The organism is Rhodanobacter thiooxydans, from assembly GCF_021545845.1.
Lineage (GTDB): Bacteria > Pseudomonadota > Gammaproteobacteria > Xanthomonadales > Rhodanobacteraceae > Rhodanobacter.
On sequence record NZ_CP088923.1, the window covers coordinates 559,658 to 576,359 of the forward strand.

16 protein-coding genes and 1 pseudogene are annotated in these 16,702 nt (G+C 67.2%); 11 read left to right on the plus strand and 6 right to left on the minus strand.

Annotation, left to right across the window (positions count from 1 at the left end):
- Positions 1-14: 14 nt before the first annotated feature.
- Positions 15-3,026, minus strand: coding sequence for a TonB-dependent receptor (locus tag LRK53_RS02440; protein ID WP_027491474.1), 3,012 nt, complete (start codon positions 3,024-3,026; stop codon positions 15-17).
- A gap of 51 nt (positions 3,027-3,077) precedes the next feature.
- On the minus strand, positions 3,078-4,106 hold the full coding sequence (locus LRK53_RS02445) for a LacI family DNA-binding transcriptional regulator (protein WP_027491475.1): 1,029 nt from the start codon (positions 4,104-4,106) through the stop codon (positions 3,078-3,080).
- 407 nt (positions 4,107-4,513) lie between these two features.
- On the opposite strand from LRK53_RS02445, the gene LRK53_RS02450 reads away from it, so the two are divergent.
- Together LRK53_RS02450 and rsmG are read left to right on the plus strand one after the other, a co-directional pair.
- Complete coding sequence (locus tag LRK53_RS02450; protein WP_027491476.1) at positions 4,514-4,963, plus strand: SPFH domain-containing protein; 450 nt, start codon at positions 4,514-4,516, stop codon at positions 4,961-4,963.
- A gap of 152 nt (positions 4,964-5,115) precedes the next feature.
- The gene (rsmG, locus tag LRK53_RS02455) at positions 5,116-5,748 is read left to right on the plus strand and encodes a 16S rRNA (guanine(527)-N(7))-methyltransferase RsmG (RefSeq protein ID WP_027491477.1); all 633 of its coding nucleotides are present in this window, start codon (positions 5,116-5,118) and stop codon (positions 5,746-5,748) included.
- A gap of 162 nt (positions 5,749-5,910) precedes the next feature.
- On the opposite strand, the gene LRK53_RS02460 is transcribed toward rsmG, so the two are convergent.
- The gene (locus LRK53_RS02460; protein WP_027491478.1) at positions 5,911-7,266 is read right to left on the minus strand and encodes a GH1 family beta-glucosidase; all 1,356 of its coding nucleotides are present in this window, start codon (positions 7,264-7,266) and stop codon (positions 5,911-5,913) included.
- A gap of 128 nt (positions 7,267-7,394) precedes the next feature.
- On the opposite strand from LRK53_RS02460, the gene LRK53_RS02465 reads away from it, so the two are divergent.
- The 4 genes from LRK53_RS02465 to LRK53_RS02480 all read left to right on the plus strand — a co-directional run bounded on the left by LRK53_RS02465 (position 7,395) and on the right by LRK53_RS02480 (position 11,252).
- The gene (locus tag LRK53_RS02465; RefSeq protein ID WP_027491479.1) at positions 7,395-8,486 is read left to right on the plus strand and encodes an ABC transporter ATP-binding protein; all 1,092 of its coding nucleotides are present in this window, start codon (positions 7,395-7,397) and stop codon (positions 8,484-8,486) included.
- A gap of 76 nt (positions 8,487-8,562) precedes the next feature.
- The gene (locus tag LRK53_RS02470; RefSeq protein WP_027491480.1) at positions 8,563-9,435 is read left to right on the plus strand and encodes a ParA family protein; all 873 of its coding nucleotides are present in this window, start codon (positions 8,563-8,565) and stop codon (positions 9,433-9,435) included.
- 3 nt (positions 9,436-9,438) lie between these two features.
- Positions 9,439-10,308, plus strand: a complete 870-nt coding sequence (locus tag LRK53_RS02475; RefSeq protein WP_027491481.1) for a ParB/RepB/Spo0J family partition protein — start codon at positions 9,439-9,441, stop codon at positions 10,306-10,308.
- Between the two features lie 227 nt (positions 10,309-10,535).
- Entirely contained in the window at positions 10,536-11,252 is a 717-nt protein-coding gene (locus tag LRK53_RS02480) for a glycosyltransferase family 2 protein (RefSeq protein ID WP_235642475.1), read from the plus strand.
- Positions 11,253-11,303: 51 nt separating this feature from the next.
- Here LRK53_RS02480 and LRK53_RS02485 read toward each other — a convergent pair whose 3' ends face one another.
- The 3 genes from LRK53_RS02485 to LRK53_RS02495 are packed head-to-tail and all read right to left on the minus strand — an operon-like array spanning position 11,304 to position 12,442.
- Positions 11,304-11,498 (minus strand): hypothetical protein, encoded by a 195-nt coding sequence (locus tag LRK53_RS02485; RefSeq protein ID WP_027491433.1) that lies wholly within the window; start codon positions 11,496-11,498, stop codon positions 11,304-11,306.
- Positions 11,495-11,662 carry a hypothetical protein gene (locus tag LRK53_RS02490; RefSeq protein ID WP_185754556.1) on the minus strand — a complete coding sequence of 56 codons (168 nt, stop codon included), beginning with the start codon at positions 11,660-11,662 and terminating at the stop codon, positions 11,495-11,497. The genes LRK53_RS02485 and LRK53_RS02490 overlap by 4 nt, the downstream gene beginning before the upstream one ends.
- 21 nt (positions 11,663-11,683) lie before the next feature.
- Positions 11,684-12,442, minus strand: coding sequence for a hypothetical protein (locus LRK53_RS02495; RefSeq protein WP_027491434.1), 759 nt, complete (start codon positions 12,440-12,442; stop codon positions 11,684-11,686).
- 867 nt (positions 12,443-13,309) lie between these two features.
- Here LRK53_RS02495 and LRK53_RS19370 point away from each other — a divergent pair.
- The 5 genes and pseudogenes from LRK53_RS19370 to LRK53_RS02515 form a co-directional block, all read left to right on the plus strand.
- Positions 13,310-13,660: pseudogene (locus LRK53_RS19370) on the plus strand (double zinc ribbon domain-containing protein); the annotation flags it as partial.
- A gap of 174 nt (positions 13,661-13,834) precedes the next feature.
- Complete coding sequence (locus tag LRK53_RS02500) at positions 13,835-14,464, plus strand: hypothetical protein (RefSeq protein WP_235642476.1); 630 nt, start codon at positions 13,835-13,837, stop codon at positions 14,462-14,464.
- A 13-nt stretch (positions 14,465-14,477) separates the two neighbouring features.
- Positions 14,478-15,179 (plus strand): glycine zipper domain-containing protein, encoded by a 702-nt coding sequence (locus tag LRK53_RS02505; protein ID WP_027491437.1) that lies wholly within the window; start codon positions 14,478-14,480, stop codon positions 15,177-15,179.
- 62 nt (positions 15,180-15,241) lie between these two features.
- Positions 15,242-16,264, plus strand: a complete 1,023-nt coding sequence (locus tag LRK53_RS02510) for a zinc ribbon domain-containing protein (protein ID WP_051257474.1) — start codon at positions 15,242-15,244, stop codon at positions 16,262-16,264.
- A 69-nt stretch (positions 16,265-16,333) separates the two neighbouring features.
- Positions 16,334-16,702 (plus strand): DUF488 domain-containing protein, encoded by a 369-nt coding sequence (locus LRK53_RS02515; RefSeq protein ID WP_027491438.1) that lies wholly within the window; start codon positions 16,334-16,336, stop codon positions 16,700-16,702.

Here is a 16,702-nt window from a genome sequence, read left to right on the forward strand (position 1 = left end):
CATCCGATGTGGCGTCAGAACTTCATGCCGACCGTGAGCTTCAGCGTGCGCGGCACGAAGGTGATGTTGCCGGTCGGGTTGTACATCGCGGGGTTCGGGTTTGCTACGCCGCCGGAGCCCCAGTTGACCAAGATGTCCGTGTAGTTCCTGAAGTTGAACACGTTCAGCACGTCGAAGCGGCCGTACAGCTTGATGCCGTGGCCGAGGTCGAAATCCTTGGTCGCCTGGAAGTCGATGTCGCGATAGCCGAACGCCTTGCCGCCGACCAGGAACTTGCCGTTGCCCCGCGGCGTGGCCGCCATCGGCGTGCAGCCGCTGCCGTTGGGATAGGTCACGCCGTAGCAGGCGATGTCGTTGTACGGGATCGGCGTGGCCAGGGTCAGCTTGGCCGACAGGGTGATGCCCCACGGAATATCGACCACGCCGGTGGCGACGAAGCGGTGCTTGGCGGCGGCGTTGGAAACGACGAACGGGTACTGCTGGATGGTCGCCTCGTCGAACGAGTAGTGTTCGTTGATGTCGCGGTTCTGCTTCGCCCGCGTGTAGGTGTAGGCGAAGGTGGCGCCCCAGCCGGTTTCCTTCGTGTACGGCTTGTCGGCCGACAGCAGCAGCTGGGTGGTGCGCGTCGCGATGCCGTTGTTGCCGATGATCAGGCCCCCGAAACCCGGTACGCCGTTGCCCCAGGGCTGGCTGCCGTTCTTGAAGAACGCGCCGTCCGGGTAGCGGTTGCCCAGGGTGAAGGCAAAGCCGTCGTGGCTGAGGATGCGCGTGATCGCGGCGCTGGTGTTCCAGTCGCCGATCCGGTTGCGCATGCCGAGGCTGAACTGGTCGGAATACGGCGCCTTCAGGTGGTTGTTGATCGCATCCACTTCCTGCCCGGTGTTGCTGGAGGCAACCAGCGCCTGCAGCGCGGCAAGGTTGTTCTGGTACTTCGGATCCCAGGCGAAGCAGGGCGAACTGTTGTTGTGGCAGAGCCCGGTGGCCGGGTCCTGGAAGTACACGGTGAGCTGCGGTAACGCGGACTTGGTCTGCTCCAGCTGCAGGTAGTCGTACAGGTCGCGGTCGTAGGCGCGGCCGGCGCCGCCGAAGATCACGTGCTGCTGGTCGGCGTCGAGGTCGTAGGAGAAGCCCAGCCGCGGCTGGATCTCGCCCTTGTACGCCTTGCGGTTGTGGCCGGTGCTGATGTAGTCGTTGATGTTCACGCCACCCAGCGCAAGGGCCTGGGCATAGGTCTGCCCGGCCGGTGCGCTCGGATCGGGGTTCGGGCTGTTGAAGGCGGCGATCACGTTGGCCGGCGTGACGTAGTTGAGGTAGGACGGGTTCTTCTCGTAGTCCCAGCGCACGCCGAGGTTCAGCGTGAGCTTGTCGTTGACCGCCCAGTCGTCCTGGATATAGGTGCCGAACTGCTTGTCGCTCGATTTGGCCACCGGGCTCAGGCCGGGTACCGGGTTCGGGAAGAACACCTTGTACGGTGTCGCCGCGGTGCCGGTCGGATCCACGTTGTAGGTGAACTGCGGGTTGCTGTTGCCGGCGTCCTGCGCGTTCAGGTCCACCTTCTTGTACTTCACGCCCAGCTTGATGACGTGGTCGCCATGCCACTGGAAGTCGTTGAAGGTCAGGTCGTCCTGGATCGCGGGACCCTTCTGGCCCTTCTTCTGCGTCGCCAGCGCGTTGGCCGAGCCGGTGATCAGGATGGTGGCGTCCTGCTGCGGCGCCCAGGTGTAGGCCGCGCCGTCGGCGAAGCGCAGCGGGGTCGGGTTGTTGTAGGCGTTCTCGTGGGTGAACAGGAGCTCGTTGAAGTACGCATCGCCGCTGTGCTGCCAGCGCGCCGCGAAGCGCGTGTCGCGGTTGATCACGTCGATGCCGGCGGATGCGGCGCTCTGGTTGCCGATGTTGTCGTACTGGCCTTCCTTGCGCAGCTGCGCGCTCAGCTCGAAGCGGTCGCGGTCGGTCGGCTCCCAGTCGATCTTGCCGAAATAAAGATCCTCGTTGAACGGCAGGTCGGCCGGGCCCAGCTGCGCGGAGGCGCCGGCCGGCAGGAACGCGGCCGTGTTGGTGACGCCCGGGGTCACCGTGATCGGCGTGTCGAACTTCTTCGCCTCGTAGGTGAAGAAGAAATGCATCTGGTCCTGGATGATCGGGCCGCCGATGGCGAAGCCGTATTCCTTCTCGTGCGACGAGGTCTTCCTGCCCGCATCGTTCTCCGAAGGAGTGCGCGCGCGCAGCGAGTCCCTGGTGTAGGTGCCGAACACCTCGCCGTGGAACTCGTTGGTGCCGGACTTGGTGTCGGCGGTGACCGCGGCGCTGGAGATCTGGTCGTACTCGGCCTTGTAGTTCGAGGTGATCACCTTGTACTCGCCGATCGCCAGCTGCGGGAACGGGTTGCCCTGACTGGCGAACTGGCCGCTGACGCCGCCTTCCTTGACGTAGCTCTTCTGGCCCACGCCGTCGATGTAGACGTTGACCGAGCTGTTGTTCTGCGCGCCGCCACGCAGCGAGGTATGGCCCGCGGAGTCGAGGCTGAACACCATGCCGGGCACGGTGTCGGCGAACTCCAGGAAGTTGCGCGAGGCCTGCGGGATGGTGTTGATCTGCTGCAGCGAGATCGTCGCGCCGACTTCGGAGGTCTTCACTTCCGTCAGGGTGGCCGCGCTGACCGTGACGCCGGAAAGCGTGGTCGCATTCGCGGCCGACGCGCCCGGCGCCGCCGCGGTCAGGTCCAGCGTGGCGGTCGAGGCGACCGTGAGGGTGACCGTGCGTGCGGTGCCCGCCCCGGCGTCCACCTGGTAGGTGCCAGGCGGCAGGCCGACCAGCGTGTAGCCGCCGTCCGCGCCGGCGGTGGTGCGCCGGGTGGTGCCGGTAGCGACGTTGCGCGCGGTGATCGTGGCGCTGGCCGCGGCCTTGCCGCGCAGGTTGGCGTCGGAAGTCTGCGCCCACGAGACCATCGGTGCACTGGCCACCGCGATTACCGTGGCGTTGATCAGGCTTGCGAGCAGCTTCTTTCTGAGTTGCTTTGGTGTGTTCATGCTTTCCCTCCCATACCGGATGACCGGATTCCCCGAATTGAAAACAGCGTTCTATGAAGCGTCTTGGGACGCCGCGGGTCGCCCGCCGCCGCAGCTGGCACGGGTGACGATCTCGCAGGCGAGCGTGTGACTGGATGGCGTGGCGTGCCTGGGGTCCTCCAGCTGCGCCGCCAGTTGTTCGAGCGCGCTGCGGCCCAGGTCGGCGATGCGTACGCGCACCGTGCAAAGCGACGGGGTGACGTAGCGCGCAATCGGGATGTCGTCGAAGCCGGCCAGCGCGGTATCGCGCGGCACGTCCACACCGGCCTCCTTGAACGCGGACAGGCAGCCGACCGCCATCATGTCGTTGGCGGCGAACACGGCATGCGGCCGCGGCGTTCGTGCCAGCAGCTGGCGCCCGGCGCGGTAGCCGGCCTCTTCGCTGAAGTCGCCGGGCAATACGTCCGGCGCCGCGTGCGGCGCGTGTTTGGCCATCGCGGCGCGGTAGCCGAGTTCGCGCTGCTGCGCGTCGAAATTGTCGGCCGGGCCGGCGATGAAGGTGACCCCGGCGTGGCCGGCGTCGAGCAGGTGCTGCACCATCGCGTAGGCACCGCCGTAGTTGTCGATGTTGAGCACGCCGTACGACGGGCTCTTCACGGCACTGTTGAGCAGCACGGCCGGCAAGCCGGTGGGCAGGTTGCTGCGCAGGAAGGCGGCGTCGACGTGGTTGGACAGGATCAGCAGGCCATCGACGCGGCCCTGCATGGCGCGCAACGCGGTAGCGGCGTCCTCGGCCCCATCGTGAGAGCTGGACACCAGCAGGTGCAGGCCGCGCGCCCGGGCGGCCAGGTCGATGCCGCGGATCAGCTCGGAAAAGAACTCGCCATGCAGGTCCGGCAGCAGCGCGCCGACCGTGTTGGTGCGGCGGGTGATCAGCATGCGCGCCGCGGCATGCGGCACGTAGTGCAGACGCTCCGCGGCTTCATGGATGCGCTGGCTGGTCTCGGCAGTCACTCCGCCGCCCCCATTCAGTGCACGCGACACCGAGGCCACGGAAACCTTGGCCTCGCGCGCTACATCTTTGATAGTGGCTGCCGACATCCTGGATGGGTCCGCTGAGAAGGACAAGAACCGCAGTGCGACGCCAACGTAAACGTTTTCATGACGCCTTGTAAAGTGCTTGTAAAGCAGAATTTTTTTGCTGCGCCGCCGCAGTTTTTGGGCGTTCGAGGTTTGCATCGCAGATGGATCACCGGTAGCGCCGCCGGTGGCTTGTGGAACGCGTGTTGTGGCGGCGCAGCAGTCGGCTCGTTGGCACGATTTGGGCATGGCTCCGGAGGAATCTCCCGATTCTGTGAATGGCGTCGCCAAGTCATGGGTTCATGCCTGTTGTTAAAGATTTGCCTGTGTCGTTAAATGAAGGTTAATCTTCGCCGGGTCAGGCGGCTGTATCCTCAACTTGCCGAGACCATGAAGAAACTGTTGGCAAACTATTGTTTCTCCACGCCATGATGACTTTACTGACCTTGTTGCTCGTGATTCCCGCCGTGCTGGCTGCCAGTGCGGTCAGGCACGTGCCGGCGGATCAGGTCTACAGCCTGTATCGCCGCGGCAAGCTGGTGCGGGTGCTGGGGACCGGTACGCACCTGGTGCTGCCGCTGCTGGATCGGGTCGGGCACAAGATCAACCTTGCCGGACAGACCCTGCACTTCGAGGAGCCGGTGGCCGGCGCACGGGACGTGCGCGGCACGGTGTACTGGCAGGTGCTGGAGCCGGAGCGCGCCGACCCGGTGTTCGAGCAGGTCGACCAGCTGATCCGCCGCGGTGCGCAGGAAGCCCTGCGCCGCGAGCCGGACGCGGACCGCCACGACCTCGGCGCAAAAGTGAAGCAGTCCTTGAACAGCGCGCTGCGCGAGCGCGGCATGATGGTGACCCGGGTCGAGCTCGACGTGGCCTGAGTGGTGAACCGCGCCAGGGCGACCAAGAGCGCCCGCGCCGCAGGGGATTTGCAAGCCTTCGACCCGCTTCGGCGGGTCTTCTTTTTGGCGCCATTGGCAAGGTCGTGCGGCGCGCGGATACTTTGCGCCCCCACGTTCCCGAGCCAGCCACGATGACCACCCGCGACGCCTTGCAGGCCCGACTCGAACAAGGCATCGCCGCGCTGGGCCTGTCGCTGCCGGCCGACGCGGTGTCGCGGCTGCTCGACTACCAGGCCTTGCTGGAGCGCTGGAACGCGGCCTACAACCTCACCGCGGTGCGCGACCCGGCGGAGATGGTCACCCGCCATCTGCTCGATTCGCTGGCGATCCTGCCGTACGTGCAGGGCCGGACCCTGGCCGACCTCGGCACCGGCCCCGGCCTGCCCGGCATCGTGCTGGCGATTGCCGCGCCGGGACGGAAGGTCCTGCTGGTCGATTCCAACGGCAAGAAGGTGCGCTTCCTGCGCGAGGCGATCCGCGCGCTGAAGCTGGACGGCGTGCGCGCGCTGCAATCGCGGGTGGAAGACGTGGAAGGGCAGTTCGACTGCATCACCGCGCGCGCGTTCGCCAGCCTCGCCGACATGCTTGGCTGGGGCGGCCACCTGCTGGCGCCGGACGGGGTCTGGCTGGCGATGAAGGGCAAGCGGCCGGACGAGGAACTGCCGGGCATCCCGGCCGGCTTCGTGGTGCGCAGCACGCATGAGCTGGTGGTGCCGGGGCTGCCGGCTGAGCGCCACCTGCTGCAGCTCGGCCGCGCCGCGTGAGCGATGTCCCTTCCCCTGCTTGCGGGGGAAGGTGCCGAAGGCGGAAGGGGGCGCAGCCGCGCGGTTCTACAACGAAAAGCAAGAGCACCCCATCGGCCCTCCGGGCAGCTTCCCCTGCTGTGCAGGGGAAGCGAAAGCAGGGCGGTGGAGCTTTGCGATCGTTCAGTCGTCCAGCACGCTGCCGTTGCTTGCGATCACCTGCGCATACAGCTTCGCGGTGGCCTTGGGCGTGCGCTGCTGGGTGGTGAAGTCGACGTGGTACAGGCCGAAGCGCTTGGAGAAACCCAGCGACCACTCCAGGTTGTCCAGCAGCGACCAGGCGTAGTAGCCCTTCAGGTTCACCCCCGCCTCGATCGCCTTGTGCAGCGCCTTGAGGTGCCTGCGCAGGTAGTTGGTGCGTAGCGGGTCGTGCAGCACCTCGGCCTCGACTACCGGCGGATCGTAGAACGCAGAACCGTTTTCGGTGATGTACAGCGGGATGTCGCCGTAGCGGTCCCTGAACCAGGTCAGCGTGTCAGTGAGGCCCTGCTCGAACACTTCCCAGCCGGTCTCGGTGTAGGTCTTGTTGGGCTGGCGCACCGGCGCGGCTTGCAGCGGGTACTGGTTCGCGTCGTGCTTCACCACGGCGCGGGTGTAGTAGTTGATGCCGACGAAGTCGACCTTCTGCTTCGTCAGTTTGAAATCGTCGGCAGGGAAGTCCGGCCAGGCGTCGCCGAAGATCTCCTTCAGCTCGGGCGGGTAGCTGCCCAGCAGCGCCGGGTCGGCGAACTGCTGGTTCATGTAGGCGTGCGCGCGGCGGGTGGCGGCCAGATCCTCGGCGCGGTCCGAGTGCGGGTACTTCGGCTCGATGTTGAATACCACGCCGATCTCATTCTTTCCATGCGCGCGATACGCCTGGATGCCGGCGCCGCTGGCGCGCATCAGGTTGTGCGCGGCGATCGGCGCCTCGTACTTGCTGCGATGGCCCGGCGCCAGCGCGCCGTGCAGGTAGCCGCCGTCGGTGACCACCCAGGGTTCGTTGAGCGTGGACCAGCGCGGCACGCGGTCGTCCAGGGCCTTGAACATCACCTCGGCGTACTCGGCGAACCAGTGCGCGCTGTCGCGGTTGAGCCAGCCGCCGCGATCGTCCAGCGCCGCCGGCAGGTCCCAGTGGAACAGCGTGGCGTTCGGCGCGATGCCTTGCTCCAGCAATGCGTCGACCAGCCGCGAGTAGAAATCCAGCCCTTTCGGATTGACCCGGCCGGTGCCTTCGGGCAGCACGCGCGCCCAGTTGATGCTGAAGCGGTAGCCCTGCAGACCCAGCGCCTTCATCAGCTGCACGTCTTCACGATAGCGGCGGTAGTGGTCGCAGGCGACGTCGCCGGTGTCGCCGTTCGCCATCATCCCCGGCGTGTGCGCGAAGCGCTGCCAGATGCTGGGGCCGGCACCGTCGGCCAGCGGCGAGCCCTCGATCTGGTAGGCGGAAGTGGCGGCGCCCCAGTGGAAGCCGTCGGGGAAGCGAAAACCGGGGCGGGGCATGGGCGATCCTTCGGGCAAGGCTTGATGTAAACGATTACACGGGCAGAATAGCCCAATGCCCCGCGGAAGTGCAGACCAGCGCATGCTGCGCGGGACGGCCATCGTGGCCAACCGCACCGGAGATGCCGATGGCTGCCGTATGTCTGGACCAGTTGCGCAAGGTCTACCCCAATGGCCACGTGGGCGTGGCCGACGCCAGCTTCGAGATCGCCGACGGCGAGCTGCTGGTGCTGGTGGGCCCATCCGGCTGCGGCAAGACCACCCTGCTGCGCATGATCGCCGGGCTGGAGTCGATCAGCGGCGGCACGCTGAGCATCGACGGCCGGGTGGTCAACGCGGTGGCGCCGAAGGACCGCGACATCGCGATGGTGTTCCAGAACTACGCGCTGTATCCGCACATGACGGTGGCCGAGAACCTCGGTTTCGGTTTGAAACTGCGCGGCCACAAGCAGGTCGAGATCGACCGCCGGGTGGCGGCGGCGGCGCAGACGCTGGAGCTGGAGGCACGCCTGACCGCACGCCCGGCCGCGCTGTCCGGCGGCCAGCGCCAGCGCGTGGCGCTGGGCCGGGCGCTGGTGCGCGAGCCCAAGGTGTTCCTGCTCGACGAGCCGCTGTCCAACCTGGATGCCAAGCTGCGCCTGTCGATGCGGGTGGAGATCGCGCGGCTGCATCGCCAGCTCGGCGCCACCATGGTCTACGTCACCCACGACCAGATCGAGGCGATGACCCTGGGCCAGCGCATCGTGGTGCTGGACGGCGGGGTGATCCAGCAGATCGACACGCCGATGGCGCTGTACGACAAGCCCGCGAACCTGTTCGTGGCCGGCTTCGTCGGCAGCCCGGCGATGAACCAGCTGCGCGGCACCCTGCACTGCGAAGGCGGCTGGACCCTGGCCACCGCCCACGGCCCCATCGCGCTGGGCGAACCGCCACAGGCGGCGGCGTGGCTGCCGTGGCGCGGGCGCGAGGTGGTGCTGGGCATCCGCCCCGAACATCTGCAGCCGCTGGAGGCCGGCGCGGCCGCCCTGCATGCCCGGCTGGAGGTGCTCGAACCGGTCGGCAACGAGGTGTTCCTGAACCTGCGCTACGGCGAGCAGCCGCTGGTCGCGCGGGTGGCGCCGCGCGCCCTGCCCGAGCCGGGCGGCCTGCTGGCGCTGGGCCTGGCGGTCGAACGGCTGCACCTGTTCGATGCCGTCAGCGGGGCGCGGATCGGTGCCTGAGGCCGAAGTCCCCGGGAGGCAAGCTGCGACAGCAATGCTAATCTAGCCGTCCTTCGCGAACTGTAGCTATTCACCCATGGCCCGCATCATCGCTGTCGCCAACCAGAAGGGCGGCGTCGGCAAGACCACCACTGCCGTCAATCTCGCTGCGGCGCTGGCTGCGGCGAAGCGCAGGGTATTGCTGGTCGACTTCGATCCGCAGGGCAATGCCACCATGGCCTCGGGCGTGAACAAGCGCGACATCAAGGCCAGCGGCTGCGAGGTGCTGCTGGAGGAAGTGGAGATCGCCGCGGCGATCGTGCCCACCGAAGCGCACTACGACCTGCTGCCGGGCAACGGCGACCTCACCGCGGCCGAGCTGAAGCTGATGGACGCGCTGGCGCGCGAGCACCGGCTGAAGGAGGTGCTGGCGAAGATTGCGGCGGAATACCACACCATCCTGATCGACTGCCCACCCTCGTTGAACCTGCTCACCCTGAACGCGCTGACCGCCGCCGACGGCGTGCTGATCCCGGTGCAGTGCGAATACTTCGCGCTGGAAGGCCTGTCCAGCCTGCTCGACACGATCAAGGCGGTGCGCCACCGGCTGAACCCTCAGCTGGAGATCGACGGCCTGCTGCGCACCATGTACGACGTGCGCAACAACCTCGGCAACGAGGTCTCTGCCCAGCTCACCCAGCACTTCGGTGACAAGGTGCTGCGCTCGATCATCCCGCGCAACGTGCGCCTGGCCGAGGCGCCCAGCCACGGCCAGCCGATCCACCTGTACGACCGCAGCTCGCGCGGCGCGATCGCCTACATCGGCCTGGCCGGCGAGGTGATCCGGCGCGAGCGCGGGTTGCCGCGCGGTGCCGCGCACGCAGTCGACCCGGTCGACGACATCGAACCGCCCGTGCACGGCGACAGCGGCCCGACGCTCAAGGCGCCGGCCGCCAACCACCAGGACTAAGGCATGGCAGCTGCAAAAAAACGTGGATTGGGGCGCGGGCTGGACGCGCTGCTCGGCGGCGACGGTGACGCCGCGCCGTCGGTGTTGACGCAGGAAGGCGAATTGCGCGTGCTGCCGATCCAGCAGATCCAGCCCGGCAAGTACCAGCCGCGGCGGCACTGGAACGACGAGGCACTGGACGAGCTGGCCGCCTCGATCAAGGCGCAGGGCCTGATCCAGCCGGTGGTGGTGCGCGAGATCGGCAAGAACAGCTACGAGCTGATCGCCGGCGAACGCCGCTGGCGTGCCGCGCAGCGCGCCCAGCTGGGCGAACTGCCGGCGCTGGTGAAGGCGGTGCCGGAGGCAGCGGTGCCGGCGATGGCGCTGATCGAGAACATCCAGCGCCAGGACCTCACCCCGCTGGAGGAAGCCGACGCGCTGAAGCGGCTGATCGACGACTTCGAGCTCACCCACCAGCAGGCCGCCGACGCGGTCGGCCGTTCGCGGGCGTCAGTGTCGAACATGCTGCGGCTCACCGAGATGGCCGAGCCGATCCGGCGCCTGCTCGACGACGGCAAGCTGGAGATGGGCCACGCCCGCTGTCTGCTGACCCTGGACGAGTCCATCGCCGTGCCGTTGGCGCGCCAGGCCTCCACCCTCGGTTGGTCGGTGCGCGAACTGGAGGAGGCCGCGCGCCGCGCGCAGACCACGCCCAAGGGCAAGGCCAAGCATCCGGCCGCGCGCGACCCCAACGTCGCCGCGCTGGAACGCGAACTGGCCGAACGCCTGGCCACCCGGGTCGAGCTGGCCCAGGGCCGCGGTGGCCACGGCAAGCTGGTGATCCACTACCACAGCAACGACGAGCTGGAAGGCATCCTCGGCAAGATCCGCTGAGCCTTGCCGTTTGCCGCTTCGATGCGGTCCTGCTTGTTCCCTTCTCCCTTTGGGAGAAGGTGGCCGAAGGCCGGATGAGGGTTCGGGCGAAGCGCAAGGTTCGCTCCGCCCGAACCCTCACCCCCAGCCCCTCTCCCGAAGGGAGAGGGGAGTCGCCCCCTCGTCGCATGGACTAAAATGCGCCCCTGCCGTTGCATCGCGGCACCCGTCTACGCAAAGGCCTCGCCATGCCGCAACTCTCCGTCGTCGTCCCCGTGTTCAACGAACGCGACAACATCCCGCCGCTGCTCGCCGAGATCGCCGCCGCACTGCGCGGCCGGGTCGACTACGAAGTGGTCTATGTCGACGACGACTCCAGCGACGACAGCCGCGCCGTGCTCGTCGCACAGAAGGCGCTGCACCCGGAGCTGCGCGTGCTGCACCATGTCACCCGTAGCGGACAAAGCACGGCAGTGTGGAACGGCGTGCGTGCGGCGGCTTCGCCGTGGATCGCCACGCTGGACGGCGACGGCCAGAACGACCCGGCCGACATCCCGAAGCTGCTCGCCGCGCGCGCCGCGGCTCCGGCCGAAACGCGGCTGTTCGCCGGCTGGCGCACTACCCGCCGCGACAGTTTCAACAAGCGGATCTCCTCGAAGATCGCCAACGCGGTGCGCTCGCGCATGCTCAGGGACGCCACCCCGGATACCGGCTGCGGCCTGAAGCTGTTCGAGCGCGAGGTGTTCCTGCGCCTGCCCTACTTCGACCACATGCACCGCTACCTGCCGGCGCTGGTCAAGCGCGCCGGTTTCCAGAGCCAGAGCGTGCCGGTCGGCCACCGCCCGCGCACCGCCGGCGTGTCCAAGTACGGCATGCTGGATCGGCTGTGGGTGGGCCTGGCCGACCTGCGCGGCGTGGCGTGGCTGATGCGCCGCGGCAAGGTGACCGAGGTGCAGGAGAACTGAGCCGCGCCCGCCGGGCGTGTGCCGCGTCTTGCTGCGGCATGAATGTACCGGTCAGCCGGCGCCGGCAAGCGCGTGGCCACAGTTGCCGCAGAAGCGGTCGGCGACGTACACCGGCGTCTGGCAGCCCGAGCCGTATGGCGGCGTGGTCATGGCAGGTGATGGTGTCGGCGACGTGGTTGCACCTTGCATCGCCTGCATCATCGCCTGTGGCAAGGCGGCATCGGCTTGCCCGCCCAGCCTGTTCATCGCGCCAGCACCGCGCTTTTCTGCATGTCGGTGCGCGAAGTGGGTGCCACGATCACGCTCTGCTCCTGCGCGAAGCCTACCCGATGCAAGGCCAGCTGGCGCGCGTAGTCGGGCACGCCACGCAGGTCAACGATGAAGCGCTGCGCATTCTTGCCGAAGTTCATCTGCGCCGACTGGTAGTTGCCTTACATCTCCACCCATACCAGTCGCGAAACGAAGTCGAAGCGCCCCCACAAAACATGGCCGGCGCGCAGGCAGTAGTGGCCCACCACCAGCATGGCCAGGCCGAGGGTGAGCAGGGAGAACAGGTGGACGTCCCCGACCTCGGGGCGGAGCTTTGCGCCGAACACCAGCAGCCAGGCCACGCCCAGCGCAATCAGTGCCACGCCCACCACGTCCAGCCAGGCGATGAAGCGGTAACGCGGCATGACGAAGGCCGCGCCCGGCTCCACCCTGTTCTGGCCGGTGCCGGACATGGGCTGGCTTTCCTCTACCAGTTCGGCGGCGAAGGTATCGGCGCCGCTGTCGATCAACGGCACGGTCTTGGCGTAGCGGCGGTTGGGGCTGCGCTCCACCCAGGTGTCCTGCAGGGTGCGGTCGAGCTCGTCGAGCAGTTGCTTGGGGTGGCAGTTCATCGACAGGCTGGTCTGTTCGCGCGCCATGTTGGTGGGCGGCAGGCCGGTCATCTGGTGCATCAGCACCACGAAATACAGGTCTGCGCCAAACAGCGCGGCCAGCAGCAGGAACAGGGTCTGCACGTTCTGCGACAGCCAGTCCAGGCTGGGCAGGCCGGAGGCGACGAAGGGCAGCGGCACCGGCACGAAGATCACCGCCAGGATCAGTCCGATCAATCCGCGCATGCCTACGTTGGCTGGCGCAGCCACGCCGCTTTCCAGTGGGCGCAGAAGCAGCAGCACGCTGAAGCCGAAATAGAACAGGCCCATTCAGTCCCGCCTTGCCGTTGCCGAAGCCCAACCAGGCCACCAGGAAGGAGAGCAGCGTCACCACGATGGCAATGGCGGTCTGAAATTGCCGCTGGGCGATGAACCGCACGGGGCGCGCTGCGAAAATCAGGTTGCGGATGCAGGCGCGCAGCAGGTTGTTCAACGGTCCCTGTGGCTCGGAAGAGGACGGTGCGTTCTGGCGCAGCGTCTCTTTCAACTCGTCCGACCCCCCTTGCGGCCGGTGGCGTCGGTGGTCAACTCGGGGACCAGCCCTGCGGGTCGGCTGCGGTCGAAGAAAAAACACAGTTGCATCAGTACGCGTCGGCCTTGATTCAAGCCCGCCACCAACAGGCCGATACCAAGGAGCAACGGAAGCACGCTGCGCAGGCCGCGGCTGAGCAACAACAAGTCGATTCCGCCACCCGACAGCATCACGTTGGCGGCGACCAGGAACCAGTTTTCCGCGTAGAACGGATTGGGGAAATCGAGTTGCCGACTGTCGGCGTTGTATTCGTAGGCATGAAATGTTCGGAGATGAGATGGTGCGCAGGCAGCGCAAGGCGGATAGTCATGCTGGATTCAGTCTTGTTTGTCGCCGCACTTTTCTGCAAGCTAGCCGGGTAGCCAAGCCTGCACGCTGCGTGACGCGACGGGCCTGCATCACAGGGGATTCAAGGATGACGACACGATCCGCCACGCCATACCCGCAGGGCGTGCATTCGCGGTGCGCCGCCATGCGGCGTTCGCCACGGGATCCTCGTTGCCTGACGCCACCATCTCTTGCCCCCTGTCCGCCATGGCGCCAGACCGCCGCGCGGCTCGGTCGCCCCTTGCTTTGAATTGAATCCATCTTGTGGAGAGCGCTTCATGCAGTGTCCGACCTGTGGGCTAGCCAATCCCGATGGCCGCAAATTCTGTGGCGGTTGCGGCGCCAACCTGGCCGGTGGACCCAATCCGGCAGCCGCCGGCTGGGAGTGCGCGCAGTGCCATCGAACCAATCGAAACGGCGCACGCTTCTGTTCTGGTTGCGGAGCGCCGGCAACGGCTGCTTCAGCACCCGCACCGGCACCCGCACCCGCACCCGCACCCGCACCCGCACCCGCACCCGCACCCGCACCCGCACCCGCACTCCCGCCCACGCCCACGCCCACGCCTTCCGTTGTGGCACTGAAGGGCATGGCTTGCCCGCAGTGCGGTGCCCCACATCCCGCCGGCGCGCGCTTCTGCAAAAGCTGCGGCGAGCCGCTGGCGCAGGCGGAGCCCGTTTCGCGCGAGGTCGAGCCTTTACTGGCGCCCGCAGCCGCTCCGGTATCCGCCGCGGTTCCCGCCGCGGCGCCTGCGCCGGCCGTCGTCACGTCCCGCGTAGCGCCCTCACCTGCTGCGACGTCTCCCGTGCGCTCAGCTACCCCCGGGGCTGGCAAGCCGGCGGCGAACCAGGTACGCGTCGGTGGCAGCAAGACCTACGCCGTCGCCGCGGCGGTGGTGCTGGTGGTGGGTGTCGGTGTCGTGGTGGCATGGAAACTCATGGGTTCCGGTGGCGCGGCGTCGGAGCAGGCGGCCCAGCCCGCCGCGGCCCACAGTGTCGCGGTGCCGGGAACTCCCGCTGAACCCGTCGCGACATCATCGGCGCCTGTCGTGCCGCCGGTTGCCGAGGCTCCGCCTGCGCCTGCGCCTGCGGCCGCGCCTGCGCTGCCGCCCATGGCGGCGCCAGTGGTTGCAGCGCCTGCCCCGGCCTCGACAGCCGCTGAGCCGGTTTCCGCGCCGCCGTCTGCGGCGCCGCTGCCCACGCAGAAGGTGCAGGCGCCCATGCCTGCTCCAGCGGCCGGACCGTCGATGCGCGACATCGCGGCGAAGCTGGTGCACAAGGGAGAGCAAGCCTTCGCCGAGCAGAACTACAGCGCCGCCGTTGCCAATGCCAAGGCAGCGTTGGAAGTGAAGCCGGGCGATGCCCGAGCCAACAAGTTGCTGCGTGAGGCCGAACAAGCCCAACAGAAAGCCATGAACAGCATTTCCATCCAGTGAAGGGAGAATCGCCATGAATACGCGTATGCCTTGCGCCAAATCGTTTAGCTTGTTCGGCGCCAGCCTTGGGCTGGCGTTGGTAGCCGGTTGCGCCCAGATGCCAGTGAGCAACGGCGGCACGCAGAGTCGGGATGGCGCGAGCGCAAGCGCCGAAGGCCAGCAAGCCGGCGCGTGCAACCCGGTGCTGGCCGGCACCGTTGGTGCGCTGGCTGGCGCACTGTTCGGCAACGGCAAGGGACACCTGGTGGGGGCCGCAGTGGGTGCGGGTATCGGCGCGTTGGCCTGTATGGCTTACAACTATCACGCACGCAAGGTGCGCGATGCGCAGTCGGTGGAGGCGGATTACACCCGCCAGCATGGCAGCTTGCCGGCGACGAATACGGTGTCGTCCTACGCAAGCTCCATGCAACCATCCGGCACGGTGAAAACCGGCTCGCCGGTGGAGATGCAGTCCACCGTGGTGGTGCTGAACGGCACGCGCGATGTGCAACCGCAGCTGGCCGAGACGCTCACGTTGTTCTCGCCGGACGGCAAGCAGCTCTCCACCGTGACCAAGCAGGCATCCGACATCAATGGCACGGGCGAGTACCGGACCAACTTCAGCTTCAACTTGCCCAAGGGCATCAAGGATGGGCGCTACGTGGTGCGCTCCTCGCTCTCGATGAACGGCAAACAGGTCGGTACCAATGAGATGCCCATGCTGGTCGTGGGCTGACCGAGCACATGCGGCGCCAGTACGCCGACGCCGCCCAATAGCCATATTCAGGGGGAACGAAGATGACCGAGAAAGCGACGGGTAACATTGGCCTGTTGATGCGCTGTTACGAAGCGCTGCATAACTGGCAGGCGCTGGCGATGCTGGCTGGTGGCGTGGTGATCGGCCTGGGCCTGGCGGTTGCCGCGGGCGCGCTGGCGGCCAAGATGGGCGTCATCGTGGGCGTGTTGCTGATGCTGATCGCCTTGCTGGTCTATCTTGCCGGGATCAACGGCGCCGGCCTGCTGCTGGTGGATCAGGCCGATGGACGGCCGGGACGCGGTTTTGCCGCCGCCTTCTTCGGCGGGCTGGGGGCCACGCTGAACGTGCTCCTGGCGCTGCTTTTGCTGGCGCTTGGTCTGCTGTTGGTGTTCGTGGCGCTGTATCTGTTGGCTCTGCTCGGCAGGATTCCTGGCATCGGGCCGCTGTTTGCCTTTCTGCTGGCCGGGCCCGGCGCCATCGTGCTGCTGTTTTGCTATGGCGTGCTGGCCATCGGTATGCCGCTTCTGCTGGTGGCGGTGTGGCGTGGCGAGGGCGTGCTGGGCTCGCTTGGGCGTGCGGTGGACATCGTACTCAAGCGCCCGCTCGACGCATTGTTGCACTTCGTGCTGCTGTGGCTGATCGTGGCGCCGGTGGCGATCTTCGTGCTTGCCCTGCTGGCGGTGTCGGCCGGCGCCAGCATGTCGATGTACAGCCACGGTTTCGGCGACTATGGATACGGCGCCGGCCTGGAATACATGTTGATGTCCAGCATGCAGGGGTTAGGTGCGGCCAGCGTGTCGGTAGGCATCGTGTTCGCCGTAGTGGTAGCGCTGTTCGCGTTGGTCTATCTGTTTGGCTACATCATGGTCTACGATTCGCTCAATGCGGGCCTGGCCTCCACGGCGGAAAGCCGGTTGCGCGGCGGCTTCAATCAGCTCAAGCAGAAGGTGGAGCAGCATCGGCCACAAGCTACCGCTGCACGCACAGCGCCGGTCTGCAAGGGTTGCGGCGCACGGCTGATTCCCGGCGACCAGTTCTGTGGTGAGTGCGGGCAGCGCACCTGAGGATCGTGTTCACCAGCGCCGTGGTGCCCCCGGCGGCGTATGCTGAAAAGCAACCGTCGGGAGCACTCCATGAACATCGCTGTGAAACGCGCCTACGAGCCGTCGGCCAAGTCCGACGGTTATCGCGTGCTGGTGGAGCGGCTGTGGCCGCGCGGCATGAAGAAGGAAGAGGTGCCGCTGAACCAGTGGGCCAAGGAGCTGGCGCCGTCCACGGCGCTGCGCAAATGGTTCGGCCACGATCCGGCGCTGTGGGACGGCTTTCGTCACCGCTATGCCGCCGAGCTGGACGACCTGGCCGAGTACTGGCAACCGCTGGCCGAGCGCTCGGCGCGGCACCAGGTCACCCTGATCTACAGCGCCCACGACGAGGAGCACAACGGCGCCCTCGTGCTGCGCGACTACCTGGAAAACTGGCTGCACACGCACGGCCCGCGCTGA